The sequence below is a fragment of the Pedobacter sp. Leaf170 genome (genome assembly GCF_920984665.1).
Taxonomy (GTDB): domain Bacteria; phylum Bacteroidota; class Bacteroidia; order Sphingobacteriales; family Sphingobacteriaceae; genus Pedobacter.
Genome location: NZ_CAKLBP010000003.1, coordinates 415495 through 439731 on the forward strand (window position 1 = coordinate 415495; position 24237 = coordinate 439731).

General features: G+C 36.8%; 13 protein-coding genes. 1 reads left to right on the plus strand and 12 read right to left on the minus strand.

What is annotated here, in order from left to right; genetic code table 11:
• Positions 1-149: 149 nt before the first annotated feature.
• The 7 genes from LUA90_RS10455 to LUA90_RS10485 form a co-directional block, all read right to left on the minus strand.
• Positions 150-1781 carry a polysaccharide lyase family 1 protein gene (locus LUA90_RS10455; protein ID WP_231490927.1) on the minus strand — a complete coding sequence of 544 codons (1632 nt, stop codon included), beginning with the start codon at positions 1779-1781 and terminating at the stop codon, positions 150-152.
• Position 1782: 1 nt separating this feature from the next.
• Entirely contained in the window at positions 1783-3438 is a 1656-nt protein-coding gene (locus LUA90_RS10460; protein WP_231490928.1) for a polysaccharide lyase family 1 protein, read from the minus strand.
• 382 nt (positions 3439-3820) lie between these two features.
• Entirely contained in the window at positions 3821-4798 is a 978-nt protein-coding gene (locus tag LUA90_RS10465; RefSeq protein ID WP_231490929.1) for a hypothetical protein, read from the minus strand.
• A gap of 115 nt (positions 4799-4913) precedes the next feature.
• Positions 4914-6770: a RagB/SusD family nutrient uptake outer membrane protein gene (locus tag LUA90_RS10470; RefSeq protein WP_231490930.1), complete on the minus strand. Its 1857-nt coding sequence runs from the start codon at positions 6768-6770 to the stop codon at positions 4914-4916.
• A gap of 10 nt (positions 6771-6780) precedes the next feature.
• Complete coding sequence (locus LUA90_RS10475; protein ID WP_231490931.1) at positions 6781-9951, minus strand: TonB-dependent receptor; 3171 nt, start codon at positions 9949-9951, stop codon at positions 6781-6783.
• A gap of 33 nt (positions 9952-9984) precedes the next feature.
• On the minus strand, positions 9985-10659 hold the full coding sequence (locus LUA90_RS10480; RefSeq protein WP_231490932.1) for a DUF3826 domain-containing protein: 675 nt from the start codon (positions 10657-10659) through the stop codon (positions 9985-9987).
• A gap of 5 nt (positions 10660-10664) precedes the next feature.
• Positions 10665-12203, minus strand: a complete 1539-nt coding sequence (locus tag LUA90_RS10485) for a fucose isomerase (RefSeq protein WP_231490933.1) — start codon at positions 12201-12203, stop codon at positions 10665-10667.
• A 322-nt stretch (positions 12204-12525) separates the two neighbouring features.
• Here LUA90_RS10485 and LUA90_RS10490 point away from each other — a divergent pair, with 322 nt between their 5' ends.
• Positions 12526-13395: an AraC family transcriptional regulator gene (locus LUA90_RS10490; protein ID WP_231490934.1), complete on the plus strand. Its 870-nt coding sequence runs from the start codon at positions 12526-12528 to the stop codon at positions 13393-13395.
• Positions 13396-13482: 87 nt separating this feature from the next.
• Here LUA90_RS10490 and LUA90_RS10495 read toward each other — a convergent pair whose 3' ends face one another.
• The 5 genes from LUA90_RS10495 to LUA90_RS10515 form a co-directional block, all read right to left on the minus strand.
• Positions 13483-14415 carry a dihydrodipicolinate synthase family protein gene (locus LUA90_RS10495; protein WP_231490935.1) on the minus strand — a complete coding sequence of 311 codons (933 nt, stop codon included), beginning with the start codon at positions 14413-14415 and terminating at the stop codon, positions 13483-13485.
• Positions 14416-14469: 54 nt separating this feature from the next.
• On the minus strand, positions 14470-16035 hold the full coding sequence (locus LUA90_RS10500; protein ID WP_231490936.1) for a sodium:solute symporter: 1566 nt from the start codon (positions 16033-16035) through the stop codon (positions 14470-14472).
• A gap of 235 nt (positions 16036-16270) precedes the next feature.
• Positions 16271-19780 (minus strand): malectin domain-containing carbohydrate-binding protein, encoded by a 3510-nt coding sequence (locus LUA90_RS10505; RefSeq protein WP_231490937.1) that lies wholly within the window; start codon positions 19778-19780, stop codon positions 16271-16273.
• A gap of 3 nt (positions 19781-19783) precedes the next feature.
• The gene (locus LUA90_RS10510) at positions 19784-22618 is read right to left on the minus strand and encodes a glycoside hydrolase N-terminal domain-containing protein (protein ID WP_231490938.1); all 2835 of its coding nucleotides are present in this window, start codon (positions 22616-22618) and stop codon (positions 19784-19786) included.
• A 19-nt stretch (positions 22619-22637) separates the two neighbouring features.
• Positions 22638-24224, minus strand: coding sequence for a glycoside hydrolase family 28 protein (locus LUA90_RS10515; RefSeq protein WP_231490939.1), 1587 nt, complete (start codon positions 24222-24224; stop codon positions 22638-22640).
• Positions 24225-24237: the final 13 nt, after the last annotated feature.

A 24237-nucleotide genomic window follows, 5' to 3' on the forward strand; every position in this document is an offset into this window, starting at 1 on the left:
GCCTCGCAATGACGAGGAGTATATGTTTTTCTGCTTTAGTTATTCCGCTTAAACGTACCACTTATAACTTAAAACGTATTACTTATAACGTATAACTTAAAACGTACAACTTAAAACGTATTACTTATAACGTAAAACCTACAACTCGCCTAAGGCCTAACTTTATTTATATCCACTAAACTATTTAAATAAACCTCAATATTCGAATAGCCAGATTTTGTAATTTTTGCTGCGTCTTTAGCATCCTTTGGATTTAAACCATTTTTCAGCTCGTAACCATCCGGAATACCGTCATCGTCTGAATCAGTATAAGGTTTTCCTTTATATTCGGGGTAACCACCAACCTGAGAAATATCAGAAATTATGCCTTGCTTATAAGAATCTGCAGGTAATCTTCGCTTAACATAACTTTGCTTTTCTGTTAGATGAGCGCCTTCAAAGACCTCAATTTTCCCTGTAGCAACTTGCTTAACAATGCGTTGATCAACTGCATCGCGAACGGGTAAAGATGCACCTGCGTTAGCCAAAACATAATCGTATGCTTTTTTTGTGTCGATGATTGAAATCTTCGCCATTGGTAAAGGCTTATCTGTACGGATAGAATCTAACAATTTCTGTTTATCGCGTTTGCTTTCTGGCTGAATACCGCCATCCCAGTTATTTTTGGTTACTTTTTCGTTGCCTTCTATGATGTTTCCGGTTACGTAAGCACGTCCAAAATCGTTTACAAAACGCTTATCTCTGCCTGATTCCGGTTTCAGTATACGGTAAGAAATCGGTTCTCCCGCAGGTGTAATTGGTCCTGGTTTGTAGTAATTATTGATGAAGCTATAAAATGAAGCATTATCTCCTCCATCAGCACTTCTATTCCACCAGTTAAAAATTACATTATTGGCAAATCCAAAATCGCCATACATACCAACAGATGGGTTTCTACTAATATTTGAAGCCCAGAGATTACGCATAAAAGTAGAATTTAATCCACCTATGGTGCTTCCAAAAGCATGATTATAAGTATCCAAAGCCTCAGAAAAAATTGAATTTTGGATGGTTACATTTACTGTGGCTAGTTTTTCGGGCTTTGAGCCATCTTTCTTATCATAAACATGGCGATAGATAGACATATTTTCATCTAAACCCCAGCTTGCCGATACGTGGTCGATGATAATATTACCTACCGGATTTCCTCCAATCGCATCGTCTCTTCGTGTTACATCAGTTGCCCCGCGGCGAAAACGCATATAGCGAATCACAACATCATGTGTGTCAATTAATACAGATTCGCCTGCAATGCAAACCCCATCGCCAGGTGCACTTTGACCGGCAATGGTTATATATGGTGCTTTGATATTTAATGGCGATTTTAAGCGAATAATTCCGGCAACATTAAATACAACTATTCTGGCTCCGCCTTGCTCGCAAGCTTCGCGTAAAGTTCCTTTTCCTGAATCTTCCAAACTTGTAACTACATAAACTTTACCACCTCTGCCACCAAAAGAATAAGCACCGCCACCTTCTGCACCCGGAAATGCCACCAATTTTGATTGCGGTAAATCACCTGGTTTATTAGCCCAGGGAATGTAAGGTTTACCTGCTTTGGCTTCTGCATCCATTACCGCTTTGGCTTTCAAAAATTGTTGATTAGCCCTTTCAGCGTAAACCGCCATTATCGAATCTGATTTCTTCTCCATCGCTTCGGGGATAACCGGATATTGGGCTAAAGCCGCATTTCCAACACCACAAAGCACAATTACTCCTAAAATAGCATTCCAGTTACGCATATTAATTAGGTTTTACTATTGATACGGGAACCACACTATTTAAGTAATTTTCGATGTTTGAATAGCCAGTTTTAGTAATTTTTGCTGCATCAGAAGCATCTTTCGGATTTAAACCGTTTTTCGATTCGTAAGCATCAGGCAACCCATCGTTATCCGAATCTTTGTAAGGCGTGCCCTTATATTCAGGGTAGCCACCAACTTGAGAAATTTCTGTTATAATACCTTGTTTATATGAGTCTCCAGGTAATCTGCGATGCTCAAACTGAAAAGCAGATGGTTTAGCATCCGGATGAACCTCAATAATTCCTGTTCTTACTTGCTTAATTACTCTGGCATCAACCGGATCTCTTTTCGGTAAAGTTGCCCCTACATTTGTTAAAACAAAGTCTTTCGCCTGAAGCGTTGGGATGATGGATATTTTTGGCATTGGGAATGGTTTTTTAACACGCATTGCTGCAAAATATGGCGATGCCTGCTCATAACTCATTAAATTACCTTTTTTATCCTCTAACTGTACACCACCATTCCAGTTATCTTTTGTTACCTTTTCATTTCCCTCAATAATATTTCCTTCTACATGCGCCCTTCCGAACACTACATAAGGCAATTTACTGCGGCCAGATTCTGGTTTTAAAATACGGTAAGAAATCGGATCTTTTAATTCGGTTACTGGTCCGGGTTTGTAATAATTATTGATGATGTTGTACTGAGCGGTATAATCGCCGCCATCAGTAGAACGGTTGTTCCAGTTGAAAACCACATTATTGGCAAAATTAAAAATGCCGTTCCAGCCAATTGATGGATTACGTGCACCATTATCTGCCCAAAGATTACGAACAAATGCACAATTTTCGCCACCCAAAGTAGAACCAAAAGCATGGTTCCAATAATCTAAAGCCTCAGAAAAAATAGAATTTTGAATCGTAATATTTACCGTACCTAATTTGTCTTCAATTTTCCCTGTACTATCATTGTACATGTGACGGTACATCGACATGTTTTCATCCAATCCCCAGCTTGCAGAAACGTGGTCAATCATAATATTTCCTACCGGATTTCCACCAATGGCATCATCTCTGCGACCAACAAAAGTTTCGCCTCTGCGGAAACGCATAAAACGAACAATTACATCGTGCGTGTTTAACCAAACCGATTCTCCGGCTACGCAAACACCATCACCAGGTGCAGTTTGACCAGAAATTGTGATATATGGTGCACGGATAATTAGAGGTGTTTTTAAACGGATGATACCCGAAACGTTGAAAACAACAATACGAGCACCACCTTGTTCACAAGCATCACGCAAAGAACCAGGTCCGCTATCATTTAAGTTTTTTACAACGATTACTCTACCACCACGACCACCAAAACTGTAAGCACCACCACCTTCAGCACCCGGAAAAGCAACAATTTCTGCCTGCGGTAAATCATTTGGTCGGCCTGCCCATGGAATATATGGCTTTCCTTGTTTGGCTTCTTGCTCAATAATTGGTTTTGCCTTTTCCCATGCAATATCCGATTGACGATAAGCTTGCTTCATCATCGAATCTGATTCTTTTTTAATCTTATCTGGAATATTTGGGTATTGTGCAAAAGCTGAACCAGCTGAGAGAATTAATGCCGATGAAAATAGTAGCGTAAATAAGTTCTTTTTCATGTGTGTTTTGCTCGTAAGAAAAACTAAGCTAAGCAGATTAAATTTAACTATTAAAATTATGGGTTAAATTAAAAATTGTGGCTCATTCTGTAGTAATTCCTGGTTAAAAATTTTGGTTAGAAAGTATATTATCTTTCAAATTTGCATTCAAAAACAGCCTTTTTAATGTATAATTTTCGCTAGCTATTGTATAATATTACCAATCGGACAAATAACCTGTAACAAATTAACTTCATTAACAAAGCCGTGTTACAAGGTAAATAAAAAATTCATATATAAATGTAACATTCTTAAATAAAAAAGGAGAGCAATCGCTGCTCCCCTTTTTCAAACCAAATATATATAAAAGTGGCGGTGCTAAACCCGCCATTAAGCAAGCATTTTAATTTTGCATTTTAACACTTACGTCTATATAAGGTCTTTTTTGCAAGTCAGTAGTAACCTGATTGATTAACATCATTCCATATTTACCTTCTGGTGTGAGGAAAAATACAGCACTACCCGCAGCTAAACCGTTTGCGGCTGTAGTTCCAACTGTATTATTTAGATTTATGGTTCTTGCTTTTGCCAATGCTTCGATAGTGGAGCCTGAGATAGCGCCGGTTAAAAATACTGTTCCTTGATTTGTGATTGGAGCACTAAATTTTGTTGCTCTTTTTTGCCAGGTACTTGTATCGTAAATTGGAAACACACTTGCAGGTGCTGTAGTATTATACAAATTGATTGCATATTGAGTAACACCTTGCGCATCTTTATACAGGGTACGATATATTCCAAAATCTATTTTTGTAGAATTTGCAGCACCATTGGTATAGCTAAAACTTGTAGCATCATTTAATGAGAAGAATGAAGGCAAAACTTTAGCTGTAGAATCTGGTAAAAAGATATCTCTGTTAGCAAAAATTTTGTAGCTTGGGTTTACATCAATAGTTACTTTTTTGTAACCATCACCAATATAAATTCCTTTTTGATTTAGAGCATACACTCTAAAACTTTGTTTACCATCTCTTAATGCAGGGTATAAGCTGTTTGGAATTTTATATATAAAAGAAAAACTTCTCCGTTGTGCCGGATCTGAAATTGCAGTTGTAATACGGGATGGTGTTGTTGTACCAGCCGAAGTTTCTATCACATAAGAATACATATCTTCTGCAGCAGAGTTGATTGTAAAATCAATCCATACTTCATCTTTCTCGTTTACCACTTTGTAATCTGTAACGCAACGCGGATCGCTGTTATTAAAAGTTACGGTTACATCCTTAAACATGGTAAATATATTTTCAGATTCCTTTTTGCAAGAGGCAAATACCATTACACTTATTGCAATAAGGAATAACTTTTGAATATTTTTAGTTTTCATTTGAATAACATTTTAAAGGTAATGAAGCCAGCAGGAGCAGCTTATTAGCACACTCATGCAGGTTTCATATTTAATTTTATTAATCTGATAGGCTCAGTTTATAATCTCTAAGTTTTTAGTCAAGTGGATCAAATGTACCACCTGGCCAACCAACAGTTGTTGCTATGTTGGCACCAAAATTCACAAAATCGTTGTGAAACGTATAGAAATAATGAAACTCAGGAATTGTGTAAGCACCAAAATTTGGCGTAGTTGTTACATTTCTGAAATACCTTTGGTAGGTCGTTTTATCGTTTACATTAATGGTTTCTCTAAACATTACACCGTTTGTTACCGCTTCTAAAATTGCTTTATCTGCTGTATTTGCTAAGGAAACTTCTAATTTAGACATGTTACCAGTTAATAAATGGAAAGTACGTGTTCTTCTCAAATCAGCATTTCGTTTGTTTTCGAATGCAAATTCTACTTGTCTTTCTGCTAAAAGTAAAGTTCTGAAATCGGAAGTGCTATTTGCTAAACCCAAACCATAATCTGCATTACCTGCAACTACACCAGCCCTTACCCTGATTTGTCTTACCAAATCCTTGGCCAAGGCGATATTTCCTGTTTCATTTAAACAATCAGCATAGTTTAACATCACCTCAGATAATCTTAACTCAATCCAATCCATACCACTACCACCAACACCATTAGAGTAACTTACACCACCAACTGCTAAACCTGGTGTTGTAAAACGTTTCACATAAACAGCGTTACCGTTAGATTCGTTAATCGCATTATTGTAAGTCCATTGCTTTCTGGTCGCATTACCACTTAAAGGATAAACACTACCGTTTGTTGCAAAAGTTGCATCAAATCTTGGGTCTCTGTTCTGCCAGAACATAACCGGATCATAAGGAAAGTCGGTTGAGGTTCCTCTTGGTTTTCCGTCTTTCATTGGGTACGACTCTAACATTTTCACCGTTGGCGTATACATTTGATTGTATCCACCACCTTCTGAAGTTGGCCTGTTTCTCGATTCACCATTATGACCTCTGTTTGGAATAGTATTCGAATAAGTTCTAACTAAAATTGCTTCTGTATTGGCTGTTCCTTCAGTACGGAAAATATCGATATAGCTTGGCATTAATCTTTTGCCGGCAGCAATACATAAATCATAAGCTTCTTTGTTGGCTGCTAAAGCTTCAGTCCATCTAGCTGCAACATAAGGATGTTTCGGATCGTTAGTTGGATTAAACTGCGGACTAGCCCAATAAAGCAAAACCTTAGCTTTTAAACACGCAGCAATAAGTTTTGTCATTTTGCCTCTACCGTCGCCATCAGCCGGATTAAAGCCTTCTAACATCGTCATTGCATTATTTAAGTCGCTAACAATAGCTGCAACACATTCTTTCGCAGTTTTTCTACCCTCTGTGTAAACACTATTTGCAAGTTGCTGCTCTAAAATTAATGGCACACCACCATAAATTTTAACCAACTCAAAATAAGCCATTGCTCTTAAAGCATAATACTGGCCCAAATACTCACGTTGTCTGTTCTGAGCCATTCCACCCTTTGGAATGTTTGTAATTGCATCATTACATCTTGCGATATCCCAATATTTATTATCACCAGGATTACCTCTGTATTGATTACCTACAATACCACGAACATCGTTAACACCTAACATACCTTCCATACCTAATGCGGCTCTTGCATTTGCATCTCCATTAGGATAATAATTTTCATCACTTGCAAGGTGTACACCAATCCTATCTGGCAGTACTTGTAATGGGAACCATGGTATGGTTACATCGTAAACTCTGTTTAAATGTAATTGAACAGACCCTTCATTATCCCAAATAGCAATATCAATACCTTCGGTATCTGGTAAAAGAAAAAATTCATCTTTATTTACGCAGGCAGGTAAAGCTGCTGCAATGGCCAAAATCAATAAAGATTTTGTTATGTTGTTTTTTAATTGCTTAATCATTGCTCAAAAATTATAAGTTAAGACTTAAACCTAAAGATATTGTTCTTAGGATAGGATAATCCCATGCACTTGAAGTGTAAGGATCTTTGTAAGGAAGTGGGTTTACGATTGTCCACAGGTTATTACCAGTAAGTAAAACGCGTGCACCACTAAAACCTATCTTTCTGGTAAATCCTGCCGGAGCTTTGTAACTTAAAGTCATCGTGTTTATACGAATAGTTGTTCCATCAACTGCCCAGAAATCAGAATTTCTAGCTAAAGATGGGTCATCAAAACGAGGATACTTTCCTTGCATCGGATTTTCTGGTGTCCAGCGATCTTGCCAGATTGTTAAAACGTTTCTATTTTCTGCCGGAGCTGTTCTCGATCTTCCATCATAGAAAACTTTACCACCAAACCTTGCATTAATGTTAGTGCTTAAGGCGAAACTCTTATAGGTTAGGTTTAAGTTAATACCACCGCCAAAGAACGCATTAGTATTTTTAAACATAGGTAGCATATCACTATCAGAGATTACACCATCGCCATTGGTATCTTCATAGTATAACCAACCTGCCTGTGGAATGCGATCATAAACTCTGTAATTTGGATTTTTAGCCATGAAAGCATCAACTTCAGATTGTGTTCTGAACATACCTATAGTATTTAAGCCAATGTTACTTGAGTTATATACACGAGGATCTGTCCCGAAATCTATAAGCCAATCGGTAGCTACATTGTTAAATAAATTTCCGGGAGCATAAAGTATTTTATCTACAACTGAATTACCATACGAGAAGTTAATACTTGCGTTTAAATTCCAGTCGGTTGCTAATTTTGCTTTGTAACCGATGCTAAACTCAGAACCCCAATTGTAAGTTTCTCTATAATTAATAATAGGTGCTGCTGTTCCAAAATATTGTGGATATAAGTTATTACCACCTAAATCAAACGCATCGTAATTGTAATTTCTGAAAACCTCAACGCTAAAATCTAATTTATTGTTAAACATGGAAGTTTCTAAACCAATATTTAAGGTTTGTTTCTTCTCCCAGGTAATATCCGGATTAGCTAAACGAGAACGGTTTAAACTGTTTTGTGTAGAGTTTCCATAAAGATATCCGTTTGTTACATCAATCAGGAATCTATCTTGCCATAAACGAGTTCCAATTCTGTCATCACCGGTAATACCCCAGTTTGCTTTTAATTTTAAGAAATTAACAAAGCCTAAAAATTTAGAATCTTTAAAGAATTTTTCCTGACTTACAACCCATCCTAAACCTACGTTAGGAGATACACCCCAACGATTTCCGGTTGCAAATTGAGATGAAGCATCTAAACGGGTAATTACTTCTAATAAATATTTTTTATCATAATCATAACTTAAGCGCCCAAAGCCAGAACGTTTTGAAGTCGTTGTTCTTGAAAAATCCTGACGAGCTAAGGTTGATGCATCAAAAGCCCAGTATTGATCTATGCCTGGTATTAATTGATTTGTATAACGAACCGTTGAAGCCTGTGAATTACCTTCGCTTTGCTCGCCACCAACCAATAAGTTCATGGTGTGTTTTCCAAATGTTCTGCCATATTGTAAGGTTAAGAAACCTTGATAACTATTGTTTTCTGAAACGCCTGGTGTAATTGTAGCAGCACTTGCACTTGTTGGCTCAACAAAAAAGGATGTTGCTGAAGTATTCACTAATTGATCTGTAAACAATAAGCTGTTGTTTCCCATTCTGGCATAATTGTACAATCTGTAAGGCGGAATATATTGTGTGCTCTTTGCAGAACCACTTGCCTGAGATATTTGTAATCTTGCAGAAAAACCTTTTAAGAATGTTGGCTCGTAATTTAAACTTGCATTTATTCGGTAGCCTTTATTGCTACGATTGTTGTAGTAGCCAGATTCTGCTTGCGCAGCAGGGTTTAAATTATTATTTTGAAAACCTACATAATTAACATAGTTACCGTTAATACTAATAGGCACCCACCTTGGTGTTGTTACTAGTTTCTCAAAAAAGTTAGCATCAGTATCACTTGCATTGTGTTGCTGAACCCTTGTTCCGTAATCTACGTTAAAATTGATATCAGCTTTTAATCCTTCAACTAAGGTTGCCACAACACCGCTTCTGAAACTGTATTTGTCAAATTTCATTCCGGCATAGTTCGCATTTTCACTTTGATAACTGCCACCAGCAAAAAAAGTAATCTTATCACTACCACCAGAAATACCTATGTTATGACGTTGGGTAGTTGCAGGTTGCCAAAGTTCATCGTACCAGCTTTTGTAATTTAATGTTTTAATATATTCTAAATCCTCTGGAGAAAAATAGGCAGAGGCATTTGCATTTTGAATGCTATAAGTTTCATTTAGCAATTTAGCATGCTCATAGCCGGATAACATTTCTGGTGTTTTTGCAGCATCAGAAATACCTACATAACCATTGTAGGTGATGCTTGGTCTGCCAACTTTACCTTTTTTAGTAGTTACTAAAACAACACCTTTTGCACCCGATGCACCATAAATAGCGGCTGAAGCATCTTTTAAGAAAGTCATGTTTTCAACCATTGATGCATCAATATTATCAAAAGCATCTCTGGTAACCGTAATTCCATCCACAATGTATAATGGTTCCGAAGTTCCACCAGCATCTGTTCCCTGCAATGTGGGCGAAACACTTGAATTCCGGATGTTTATAGTTATTGGAGCACCCGGGCGACCAGAAAGTTGCGAAACGCCAACACCGGCAATTCTATTTCTTAAAGCACCTGCTAAATTTGGTGCCGGAACATCCTGAATTTCAGTACCTGTAATAGTTGCAACAGAACCTAAAATTTCTGAACGTTTCTTTGTTCCATAACCTACTACAACAACATCATCTAAATTTTTGTTATCTTCTTCAAAGTTAATAGTGATGTTTGTCTTGCCAGCTAATGGAACCGTTTGCCTAACATAGCCAATGTACGAGAACACCAATGCATCAGTCGACGGGTCGGCAACTAAAGAGAATTCACCTCTATCGTTGGTGCTCACATTATTCGTTTTGCCACGAATACCAACGGTTACTCCAGGTACCGGCTGTCCGTCCTTTTTATCTACAACTTTACCAGTAATTTGGCGCTGTTGTGCAAAAAGAACTGTACTTACAAGCATTGCAACCAGTAAGGACCATGAAAATTTGCGTAAAAATTTTAATTTCATATTTATGATTTGGTTAGTTTTTAATCTATTCGGTTAGTTTGCTTTTTCAGCAGCTGCTTTTCTTCTCTTCTCCCACTCCACACCTTCTTTTTTTAAGTCGTAGCCTGCGGCTGATAAATAGTTATTAATTCTGCCTTTGTATTTGCCAAACCAGGCATGTTTCTTATCTGATGATTCTGCATCCATAGCGTGTTCTCTGGCTTCGGTTAACCAGATTAATATTTGTTTCTTTTGTGCATCTGTTAAGGTTAAAATTTCTTCCTGATAAGCTTTATAAGTAATTGGCAAAACATTGTAAGTCATACCGTTTTTAACTTTGTCTATCTGGGTTTCATTTAAATTAGATGCAAGTTTGCTGATGTACTTTTTATGAAGTTTTGCCAAGGAAGCTTCAGTAGAACGATTAAGTTTTGCTATTGCCGAATCTCTTTCTACTTTATTATCAGCATTTTTTTCTTTAATCTCTTTCAATTTAGCATCGCGAACGATGTAAATATCATTCAAATTGCTGTATTGGTCTCTTATTGTATTTCTAACCAATTCTACTTTTTTGGCATCCGCAATTTCTAATGTGCTTACAATTTTATCGGCACGTTCTGTAATTGCCTTTACATATTTAGCTTTTTCATCTGCCGATAAATTACTTTGCGCATTTGCATTAACAGAAATAAACGCCGTAAATAATATTGTTATAATCCCTAATCTCATATCCTTTAATTTCTTTTTTCAATCAATTTTACATCACCACAAAAATGAACTTTTAAGCCTAACTCATCCAATGCTGCAGCTTTGATTCTGCAAGCTTCATGTGCACTGGCTTCATAATTTGTATAAACTACCTGTATGTGGTTCGCCTTGTGTCTCGCCATCATTTGGTCGCGGGTAATGCCTTTTAAAACGGCATGCATAATTGGCCATTCTGGTGTAGTATTGTTCCATCTCCTCTGCGTTTCGGCATCAGGCAGGGCAACAACTTCGCCTACACCTAAATCGCAATGCAACTCATTATCCATTACGTAAACCCTGCTCCATACAATAAAACCAGGCTTACTGATGCCTTTTAAAGAGCCACCGCCTAATCTAAAATACATGGCCGGTTGTCTATCACTGCTTGCACCTGCATAACCATTAATAAAGTGGGCCGGAGGTGCTGCGCCAGAAATCAGAAACAGCCAAACAAAGTCATCAATTCCCTCACCCGTGTAATGTTCGCCCCAGCGTATATCATGTAAGGTGTTTTCGCCAGTCATGCCAAGCTCTTTCCAAAGCTTATAAGTTAATAAGGTATCTAAACCTGCACATTCATCAACTTCGTTAAAGTGAGGCAATGCTTGTTTGGCATAAAGTTCTTTACCCACTTTAGAGAAAACAGGTGGCCTATCTTCATTATTTAATAAACCTTCAACTAAATCGCTGGCAACGGTTAAATCTTTTAAGCCTTGCTGATATTGAATCCCGATTGTATCGCAACTAAAATCATCTGCAATGCGTAAAGCCGCGATGTACATTTTACATTGTGATAAGGTTTGATTTTTTGTAAGGTGAATTTCCTCCTCAGTTCCCCAGTTAAAAGTCATTCCTTTTTTTAACAGCCAGTTTAAAACCGCTTCAGCTTCTGCATCTGTAACCTCTAACATAGCCGCGTAAAGTGCCGATTGACTTAAACGTTCTTTAAAAAAACCGGTTTTGTGTAAAAGTTCATCAGGAATAATAGCATTGTACATACCCATACAACCTTCATCAAAAACGCCCATAATAACTTTGCGTTCTCTTAAATTGCTGGCAAAACTTCTGCCTTTTTTATCATCAGCAGCTGGTATTTTACTTAAATCAAAACTTTGAACATGGTTTTGATTGTAAGTGATTGTACCTGTAGATAACCATTCCTGTAAACCTTGGTTAAAGAAATCGTCTTTAAAATCCTTACTCCAAAGTGTACTGTATGGAATATCGGCTTTGGTTAAACAGCCGTTTAAATTTAGCATGCCAACTAAACCCGGCCATTGTCCGCTCCAGTTTGCAACGGTTAAAATCGGTCCTTGATGTGTGGTTAAACCTGCCAGTACATGATGGGAATATTGCCAAACACTTTCGGCAACAATTATTGGTTGTTTTGGGTCGATATTTCTAAAGATATCAATGCCCATTCTTTGCGAATCTATAAAACCATGTTTTTTGCTTGAATCATAAGCATGAGCACGCTTAACCGACCAACCAAATTTTTCAATTTCGGCTGTTAATTTTTGCTCCATTTCGTGTTGAGCGGGCCAGCAATTTTGGTTAGCTGAAAGCCGTAAATCACCACTGCAAACAAGTAAAATTTCGCTCAATTTTGCGTGCTTCATAATTCATTAATGAACAAAATATTTATATTAAAATAATTTGCCGGTTTATATTTTGGTTGGAGCCTGAGTGGCTATATACAAAACTCAACAATCAAAATAGTTAATTTATGATAGTTTTTATCTAATTAATATAGGATATTATCTTAAAAGCAGCTATCTTTAGCCAAGATACGTTTATGTTTCGCCATAATCCATTGAATATTTTAACCAAATATTTTTAGTAAAAATCATGAAACCTCATTTTCATAAAGTTCCGGTAACGCTGCAAAGTTCTTTTAGTATTCGGCATGATAAAAAGCCAAATTTTGGTAACATCTGGCACTACCATCCGGAGTTAGAATTGCACTACGTTATTAAAGGCGAAGGGGTTCGTTTTGTGGGCGATAATATCAGCAATTTTGAGCCTGGAGAAATGGTGTTAATCGGCGAAAATTTACCGCATACCTGGCGCTGTAAAGATGAATATTTTCAGAACAACACCAACCTGAATACAGAAGCAATGGTTATCCATTTTTTACCAGATTGTTTGGGCAAATATTTAATCAACTTACCGGAAGCTTATCTTATCCCCAAATTATTCGAAAAGGCTAAAAGTGGTATGGTTATTAGTGGCGAGACAAAACAAAAATTAGTAGAATTAATGACGAATGCTGTTGATGCAACAAATATCGACAGAATCATTATTTTACTATCCATATTAAAAACCTTAGCCGAAACAGACGAATTTGTAAGCATTGTAGCAAGTTCTAATACATTTTACCAATCTAACGAATCTGAAACACTCCGTATCAACAAAATTTGCAATTACACGCTTAGCAATTATAAAAAAGACATTACGTTAGAAGAAGTTGCATCCTTAAGCAACTTGAGTGTAACTTCTTTTTGTCGTTATTTTAAACTGATGACCAAGAAAACATACTACGATTTTCTGATTGAAATACGAGTAAGCCATGCTTGCAGATTCCTAATTGAAAATAAGTTACCCACTGAAATGATTTGTTTTGACTGTGGATTTAATAATGTATCTAACTTTTACAGGCACTTTAAAAAAGTAACCGGAATGACTCCGCTTGATTATAAAAGGAAGTATTTGAATTAGGTCGGTTAAGTCATAGCGAGGCACGAAGCAATCTATCTCCTGAGATTGCTTCGTGCTTCGCTATGAAGCAATTAAATCTTTTGAGAATTAAATATAAACCTGAATATTCAAATCGCTCCTTAAGGCCGTATAATCATCAAATAATTTCTCCACTCCTTTCCTTACATCAGGTGTAAAATTACCTACATCTCGTCTGGTAAAAGTTGAAATATCCAAACCTCTTTTTTGAAGAAAATATTTAGATACCAGCGGATAAACATTATGCATAACATCCATATTGTCAATCAAAAACTGTTGCACAACTTCCAGTTCTTCCTTTAATGATTCATCATTATAATGATCGCAGAGCCAAACAATAAGCTCAGGAAAATAATTACCCTGAATGCATGACAAACCTGCGGAGCCAGCTTTTAAAGAGTCTAATGCATGAACGATATAAGCATCGTATAAACCAAAGTTATGAACTTTAGTGAGCTTGATTTTTTCTTTAATCTGGGCCAAATCCAAGCAGGTATCTTTATGATAAATCACCCTTCCGGTTGAAACAAAATCTGCCAGTTGCTGAGGTTTTATAATCCTTTTATAAGGAACAGGACATTCGTAAAATCCGATAGGAATATTATCGGTTTGTTTTAAAAGCTGATGTACATTATCATCAAAAACATTATCCTCAGCATTTTCATCAGCAAGCAAACCTGTAATTGCAATAACAGCTTCCACTCCTGTATCGTTTACATGCTTAACAAAATCTGCTTGTTTCGAAATTTCTCCACCAAAAGTTCCAGTTGCCACAACGGGCACAGCCCCACCAACTACCTTAATAACATGTTTTATGGCATCTATACGCTCAACATCTGTTAATTCGAACATTTCGCTCGATAAGCAATTGGCGAACAGACCCGACGAACCAGCTTGCAAATAGATTTCGGTAAGTTGGGTTAGTGCCGGATAATCTATATTTCCGTTGCTTAAAAAAGGTGTAAGCATAACCGGGATGAACCCTTTTTGTGAGTTTTCCATTATTTTGTAAAGGATAATTTTTAATTAAATATTGCTAAAAAGATTTGCCAGCCATTAAGTAGCTTGTTCTTTTGTTTTTATTTTGGTTAAGGCAACGCCCACTAAAAAAATTGTTAAAGTGCCAACTACAATTATCATATTTTGATGCAACGGATATCTAAAAGCTTCTAAATCAGCAGGTAAAAAGCTAGATAGTGTCATCCAGATGATAACTATTATTCCTAACATTGTGGCAATAATAGCCTCGTGATTCTTAGTTTTTTTGCTTACTATTCCGAGTAAAAACAAGCCTAACATTCCGGCCGCGAAAATACCGGAAAGTTGCCACCAAACATCCAGAATACTTTTTACGCCAATCATAGCGATACCTGCAATCATTCCCGCTAAACCAAAACCGACCGTTGCAATGTGTAATAGCGATAAATTTTGCTTTTCCGTTATATCTGGCTTAATGTATCGCTTGTAAATATCTACAGAAAATACCGTTGCCGAAGCATTCATACCAGAGCTAATGGTACTCATAGCTGCTGATAAGATTGCAGAAACAATTAAACCAACCAAACCTACCGGGATCTTAGTCACCATAAAATGTGGCATAATTTTATCGCCGTAATCTGCTGGTTTCAGGCTATTTTCCATGGCAAGTATTTCTGATGCAGAGGCACTTATAGGTAGCCTTTCTATCGCAACCTGATGTTTAATGGATTGTACCAATTCTGGATTAACATCATAATACGCATACAAGCAAGATCCTATAATAAAAAACAACAACGAAGCCGGAATGTATAACCAAACACAAAGCCAAATTGACTTAGAAGCCGCCTTACTTGATGATGCTGTATGGTAACGCTGCACATAGTTTTGGTCCATTCCAAAATTATTAAGGTTGATAAAAAAACCGTAGAGCAACACCACCCAAAATGATGAACCAACAAAATCAGGAGCGAAACTGCCCAGGCTAAATTTATCGCTTGCCTTACCTATTTCGATTACTTTTGATACGCCTCCGGGCATATTGGTGATAATTAAATATAGGATGAGCAAAGCGCCAAAAGTTTTCACCACAGCTTGCACAACTTCCGTCCATATAACTGCTTCTATACCACCTAAAACCGTGTAGATAATAATTGAAATACCCATTACAACCATTATCATTTGCATGGAATAACCTGTTAATGCCTGCAGACTTAGCGCAATTCCGAAGAAAATAGAACCCATTCTGGCTAATTGTGTAAGCAAAAAACAAACTACAGCATAAACTCTTGCCCACGCACCAAAGCGATGCTCTAAATGCGTATAAGCTGATATTTCACCGGTATTTCTATAAAAAGGAACAAAATATTTTGAGGCTATCCAAGCGGCTAAAGGCATAGAGATACTAAAAACGAATGCATTCCAATTGCCGCCAAAAGCTTTACCCGGTACGCCCAAAAATGTATTGCTGCTTAAAAATGTTGCATAAATTGATAAACCTATTGCCCATCCGGGAATGAGGCCCGAAGCTTTTGTAAACTGTTCGGAATTTTTGTTTTTTCTGGAGAAATAAACCCCAACCAATATCATTCCAACAAGATAGATGAAGATTATTGCAAGATCGAATACAGGTAAACCCTTCATCATCGGTTGGCTCGTTTATTAATTTGGTTAAAACAAATATGCAAGGCTAGTTAGCTATATTAATATAAGATTTTTGCCACATATTGTATGATATTATCTTTATCTGTTAACCGTTACATGTTGTTGGTTACCTATCGTAATTTAAATTTAGCAAAGACGTATACAATATGTTACCGAAAACAGGAAACTTATATCTGGCAACATGAAACTCGCAAGAGATGACTAAGCAACAGATTTCCTATTGAACATCCAATGCATCAATTGATAATCCTCCGGTATCAACAGCTAAAATTCTTAATTTATAATTTCCGGCATTTATCATTGTTCCGGTATTTGTATTAAAATAATTCCATTTACCTGCTTTTGTTGGTGCAAATTCAGCCATTTCGGTTTTCATTATCGTACCATCAGCAGATAGAAATTCGAGTTTTGCTTTAATTATTTTCTCAAGAGGATTGTGGTATTTAATCGTTAAAGAATAGGTATCTGCCACGCCAACCCAAAAACTCCATTCCAAAATATCTTTTGATGCAGATTTAAAAGTTACCCTTTGTTTACCCATTAAATCCTCTTTAACAATACCATTTCCAATCAGTTTAGCATCAGTAGCTTTATAGCTGCTTGTCGTTTTCAAATCGTAAGCAGGTTCTAATTCACTCGGAGGCATAACCGCAACCGAATACATTGAAGCATTTGAAGGAATAATGCCTAGCATTACCGATTCTCCTTTATTAAATCTTTTACGATAGACCTTAAAGCTTGTGTTTAAACTGTTCTCCGCAAGGGTTTTGGTATCTTCAAAATCGGTTAGCCAATCTAATTTATCTTTTGCAGAAACATCAATCATTACAAAAACATCGGCAGTTTCGTTAAGGCTAAAATGTATTTTCTCTCTTTTCTTATTAGATGTTTTTATCCATTCGGAACCGAAAAGATTTGAAGGTAAAGTGATAAACTCAATCGTTTCATCAGAGTATTGTATATCGCCAATATCCAACCAATCGGCTGTTAAAATATTATCAGTTACATTAATTATAGATTTAGATGGTTGAGCAGGCTTGATGCTTTTATTTAAACTTGCTATCGCGATAGCAGAAATCACAGCCTGCCCCGATTTAATTTGCGGAAAGGAAATATCCAAGGCTCCACCTTTAACCGTGAATTTTATTGATTTTTTCAAAGCAGCATCATGTCCGGCTTCCTTCCAAACGTCTAAATCCTTTATTACCGTTTGATGATTAAAAGCCACATCAAATAATCGCATGCCTTTAGCATCCATACCACCGCCCGTATTTAACCATGGTTCGATAAAATAAAGCTCTACCAAATACTCACCATCTGGTAATGGAAAATGATAATTTAGTTTATGTCTTCCATAACGAAAAGTTTGGAAAAGTGGCCAATCTTTTGTGTTTTTTATTGGGTCGAATGTTCTTCGCTGACTAGCAAAAAAAGAAGGTATGCCTTTGAAATCTGCCGTCCACGATGTTGAACCAAAACTTTTTATATCGCTTAAATTTTTATCGGCAAACCATTTAAAACCTTTTGAATCCACATAATTCGGACCACCACAATTTAACCGATAAACATAATTATAATTGGTTTCGTTTGAAATCACCTCTGTTTTGTGGTCTAAAAGATTGTTAAAACCAGGTGCTTTTGGTAAGTTATTTAACACGATTAAATCTTTAGCAACCGCGCTTCCGTTTACATATCCAACCGCATAAAGCAGATTATATTGTATGTTTGGCTTATTCCATTGGAAATGCGTACCGATACCATTACGTTTCTGTTTACCTAAAGATTCATGGTTAAAATCGTTAAAAAGCTCTACCTCATCACAGTTAGAATAAATTACGATACTATCTTTTACACCAGGCTTGTTCCATCGATTAGGCCAAGTATGAGAAACAATGTAAACCATTGGTTCAGTTTGTTTTGGTGCATAATTGGCTCTAAACATGTAAAAAACATCAGTTGGTTCTTCCCATGGCGTAAACATACCCTTGTAATTTACCGGGCCAATTCTGTCAATATCCCTTAAACCTTCTCCACCTTGTACCCTACCCGGATTATCATGCGAGCTGTACAACCAAAAGAAATGCCCGACAGTTTTACCCTTAACAGATTCTGCCAGCCTAACTTTGGTTTCCATCAAATCCGTCATTGCATTTTCCGTATAACCTTTTGCTCCGGCATTAAGATGATGCAAATCTATTGTTCGCCAGGCGCCATATTCGCCTACTAAAACTTGTTTTTGCAAGTCATCACAATAGGTTTGCGGATTACCACCATAAGTTCCCGTCCAGTTCTGCGGAACATCCCAATCTGTTCCTTTACCACCATTACAAGTCGTTACTTTTCTTTGTGAAGAGGCAGTCGGATCGAGTTTTCTAATCAGTTCTGTGCATTCTTTAGCAAAATCTTCGGGCAAGGTGCTTTCATTTTCCAAACCCCAAAGCACAACAGAAGGACTGTTTCTGCGTTCCTTAACCCAATCAACCAAAAGCGTTTTAAAATTTTTTCTAAATTCCGGCGTGTCATACCAAATGTGTGCGGCCATCTGTGTCCAGGATAGAATCCCCATTTTATCCCAATGTGTTTGATATTCGAGGTTGTGAGGTTGGTGCGCATCTCGAAAAGCATTAAAACCCGCAGCTTTAATTTGCATAACTCTGGATTTTATCTGCTCACTGCTAAAAGCATGACTCTGTCCAATTAAATGCTCGTACTCAGCAATTCCATTTATGAAAACAGGTTTCCCGTTTAATAAAAACACCTTTTGATTTGAATTATCCCCTATCGGCCAGCTTATCCATCTAATCCCATAAGGCGTATTTAGCTCATCAATAATTTTTCCGTTAGATAAAACTGTGGTTTTTAAAGTGTATAGGTATGGGTTTTCCAAAGACCAGAGTTTTGGATTTAAAAGCTCTTTTGTTTTCTGTTTTACATTGATTTCTTTGCCAGACGCTAGTAAAAGCTTAGTCTTTTGTTCATCTACAATTTTCTTATCGGCATCAATAAGCTGATTTAAAACGGTAATTTCTTTTGATGATGCGCTGTAATTTTTGATTGTACTTTCAGTATTTAAAACCGCAGACTTTTCTGAAATTTTATCATCATTCCAGATGTGAATTCCAAAAGGCTCAATTCTAATATCATTTGTAATAATCAAATGCACCGGTCGAAAAATCCCCATCGGCTGCGAGCCTTCAGAGAAACCACGTTCAGTTGAACAGCCGCCATCAACCCAAGGTAAATCCTGAATATTTGCAGGATGATCTGCCCTTACCGCTAAAACATTAGTCTGATTATTTAATCTTATCGTTGAAGTTACATCTAAGGTAAAAGTTGTTCTTCCACCTGCATGGTAACCAACTTTTTTACCATTTAACCATATTGTAGCATAAGAACCTACGCCCTCAAAATATAAGAAAAAGCGTTTTCCGTTGGGTTTTTCAACTGTTTTAAAAGATTTACGATACCAGGCATAACCATGTTTATTGCCATGAAGTTTTCGCTGGTAACCTTCGTATTGGTCCCAATTGTGTGGAACATTTACACTTTGCCAATTTTTAGTTTTAAAACCCGCAATTTGAAAACCGTTGTAAACATTGATATTTTTTTCATCAGCTATGCTAAGCCATTCTTTATTTAAATTAATTGTTTTTCTAACACTTTGAGCGTAGGTATTCGCAAGCAAAAAAAGAAACAAAAAAATCAATAATCCGCTCTTATTCTTCATAACTTATTGAAGTTTTAAATCTCCATTCAAACTGTAGCTTTCTCCGGCTTTCGTTTTAAATTCAATCGATTTATCGTTATATTTAATTCTGCAATCCTCACCACTTTTTGATTTCACAATTAGCGATGTAAGCCTACCTTTGGTCCACGTTATATCTACCTCAAATCCGCCTCTGGCGCATAGTCCATGTATTTGTCCTTGAGGAATGTTATTTGGTAAAGCGGGTAAAATATCCAGATAACCCTGATGGCTCTGCACAATCATTTCTGCTATACCTGCTGCACCGCCAAAGTTTCCATCAATTTGAAAAGGAGGATGGGCATCAAAAAGATTTACATAAGAACCAGCTCCATTATTTGCAGGTTTGATTAGCATTTTTATCAGTTTCATGGCATGGTCGCCATCCTTAAATCTAGCCCAAAAATTAATTTTCCAGGCTAAACTCCAACCTGTAGCATCATCACCACGGTATAACAAAGATTGCTTTGCAGCATTCATCATTTTATTATCCTTATCCCAGGTGATGTCATTTCCCGGGTAAACACCCCACAAATGCGAAACGTGGCGGTGTTTATTTGTCGTATCATCCTTATCTTCTAACCACTCTTGTAATTGTCCGTATTTTCCAATCTGGTTTGGCGCAATCGTTTCCACCTTTTCTTTTAAAGATTTTCGAAATTCCTCATCAATACCCAATGCTTTTGAGGCCTCAATACAATCCTTAAATAATGTTCTGATGATTTGATGGTCCATAGTTGGACCTGCAACCAAACCACCATTTTCGGGCGAATTTGATGGTGTACTAATTAGCCAACCCGTTTTATTATCCCTCACTAAAAAATCTACAAAAAACTCAGCAGATTTTTTCATTAATGGATAAGCTTTAGTTTTAAGAAATTCTTTGTCTCCTGTAAATTGATAATGTTCCCACAAATGTGTGCTTAACCAAGCCGCACCTGTTACCCAAATTCCATGATTTGAGGCATTAATTGGGGCTGTACCGTTCCATATATCGGCGTTGTGATGTAAAACCCAGCCTTTTGCATTATAATAATCTTTCGCCGTTTCAGTACCTTTAATAGATAAGCCTTCAATCTTCTTAAATAACGGCTCATGCATGGCTGATAAATTTAAAAGTTCAGCTGGCCAGTAATTCATTTCCAGATTGATGTTGGTTGTATATTTACTTCCCCAGGGTGGGCTTAATAAATCGTTCCAAATGCCTTGTAAATTTGCAGGCTGAGTGCCTGGTCTTGAACTTGAAATCAATAAATATCGTCCGTATTGCATGTAAAGCGCTGCAAAAGCAGCATCGTTTGATTGTGCAAATTTCTCCAGGCGCTCGTCAGTTGGCAAATGCTCTTGCTCAGATTGACCAAAATTTACACTAAATGCGTTGAAATACGATTGATATTCTTTAATGTGGGCTTGTTTTATGGGTTCATAGCCTTTGCCGGCTATCCCGAGTTGATAAACCAAATTTTTCAGTTTCGGATTACCTGAAACATCACTTGCATTAACAAAATTGGTTGCCGCCGTAAGGTAAAAAGTTACCTCATCAGCCTTTTCAATATTAATTTTATTATCCGTAATTTTTATAGAACCCTTTTTTGAGGTTACACTTAAGTAGCTTTCACCTTTTAATGCGCCGTCTTTTACCTGAACTTTCATTGAAATACTTTGCGCATCAATCTTTACAATTTCAGTTTTTAAATGCGGGCTGGAAAGCGCAGCTGATAAATTGATAGAACCAGTAGTACTTGATTTTAAATGCACAACTATGGCATTATCTGGCGCACTTGCAAAATATTCACGTTCAAAATCAACTCCATTAACCGTATAATTTGTTTTTGCGATAGCCGTTTTTAAATCTAATAAGCGTTTGTAATTAGTAATCTCTCCATTTCCATGTTTAAAATTTAGTTTTAAATCGCCGAATGGCTGATAACTGGCCTGATATTGCGCAACTGCTGGTGGTTCTTGGTTTTGGATTTTATATTGCCATTCTTTAACTAAAGAAATACCTTGCTCAATGGAGCCACCCTGAAGATAAATACCAATTTTTCTGCTTGTATCTTTATATCCGGCTATGCCGCCCTTATCGTAATAGTTTAAAACCTGAATAGCGATTACATTTTTGCCAACCTTAATTAAAGCTGCCGGAATGGTATATTTTCGAGGTTCAAGATTATCAGTATTACCAACCAGTTTCCCGTTGATGTAGGTAAAATCCTGGTCGCGAATTCTATTCAAATCTAAAATTAAGTCTTTCCCTTTCCAATCTGAAGGCACATTAAATGTTGTTCTAAACCAAACTGCACCATCCAAATTAGCTAAGCCGACAGCTTCCCAACCTTCGTAAGATGGAACTTTTAAACGCTTCCAATTTTTATCATCATAATTTGGCAGTGCAGGATTTCCTTCAATTCCTTTTCCTGATTTAATTTCTTTAACCCACGCTTCGCGATTACCGGGCTCACTTTGTAAACCCATAAACTGTGTTTGCGCCAATTCTTCAGCTTCTTTTTGCTTGCCTTCTGATAATAATTTCCGGATTTGCGGTAAATGTGCCGATGCACCCTTTTTGTTATAATTTCTAGGTTTTCCTGTCCAGAGTGTTTCTTCGTTAAATTGAATTTGGTCGGTATTTACACCGCCATAAATCATTGCACCCATTTTGCCGTTACCAATTGGCAATGCATCAGTCCATTTTGAAGCTGGTTTTTTGTACCATAAAGATTCATTTTGGGCTTTCACATCAACAGAAAGAATACACAATACCAATGTAAGTAGTACTACTATCTTTCTAAAAAATGTGTTTGGGTTTAAATCAATCATTATTTAAATATTTTTAAACTTATTGACCTTTATCACCAGAAATAACATTCACTTTTTCAGTTACTTCTTCGGCTTTAAATACACCTTTTAATGCATTTTTAAAATTATTATTACCTAATGATATTCCTTTAGTTTTATCACCGCTTAGGTTTAAATAAGTTGATGTTCCAACTGCTGGAAAGGCGTTGTAAATGAATGCATCGCTCGTATTTTTTAAATCGATTACAGCCGCATTTGCCTTTGGCGTATAGGTTTTTACATTATCAATGGTTAGTTGCTTAACATTCGAAGTAGTAATTACAGCCCCCAACTCAGTGTTAATCTGTACGTTGTGAAACTCAATTTTATTTGCATTATCAATTTTAAAGCCTGTTTTTGCATCCATATTTATATCACTAAAAGTGATGTTTTCAATTGGCATTTCTTCAATTCCATTAAGATAAGCAGCCTGATTTACCTGACCGGTTATGTTACTGAAATGAATATTTCTGAATTTAGGTGTTCGCTCTGAAATGGCTTCTATACTAGTTTTTGCATATTGCATATCCAGTACGATGGCTTGGTCGCGGATGTTTTTCATAATGATATTACTCACCCGAATTTCTTCAACAATGCCGCCTCTGCCTCTGGCGGTTTTAATTCTGATACCTCTATCTGTTCCATCAAAAACGCAGTTCGAAATTGCAATTTTGCGTACATCGCCAGACATTTCGCTGCCAATGACCACGCCGCCATGCCCAGATAACATTGTACAATTTGTGATGACATAATTTTCTGCAGGAACTGCCATTTTTCTCCCAGGCGCATCTTTACCAGATTTTATGGTAATGCAATCATCACCAACACTAATGTGGCAATCTGAAATATGAACGTTTTTACAAGATTCGGGATTTATCCCATCGGTGTTTGGAGAGTGTGGATTGTTAATGGTAACTGCATGAATTTTTACATTTTCACAAAATTCCGGGTTAATTGTCCAGAAGGGAGAATTACGAATTGAAATGCCATCGATTAAAACATTTTTGCAAAACATCGTTTGTATAAATGGCGGACGAAGAAAACCTCGTTTCATTTGCTTTGGGTCGTCAGGTAAGACGATGTCTTTATTTAATTCGTCAAATGTAAGCTGCCATTTTGAGCGTGGCTGACTTTCTTTATAACCTTCTACAAAATCCCACCATTTTTTTCCGTGTCCATCAATTAAGCCTCTACCAATTATGGAAATATTTTCAGCTTTATAGGCATAAAACAGAGGCGAGAAACTCGTTACATCAACACCCTCGTAACGGCTTTTTACCATTGGCAAATAATCATCAAAATTATCGCTGAAATGTAGTTCTGCACCAGCATCGATAAAAATTGTAATGTTACTTTTTAAATGAATGGCACCTGTTAAATATTTACCAGCCGGAAAATAAACCGTTCCTCCCCCTGCCGCAGAAGCTGCATCGATTGCCTTTTTTATAGCAACCGTAGCGATTTTACTGCTGTCGTTTTTTGCACCATATTTTAAAACATTGTAATATGATTGGGCTTTCGTAGCAAAACCCGAAATAGAAAAAGCTAGAAATACGACGATTATTTTTACTGATGGAATAAATTTCATTACTGGATTTTTT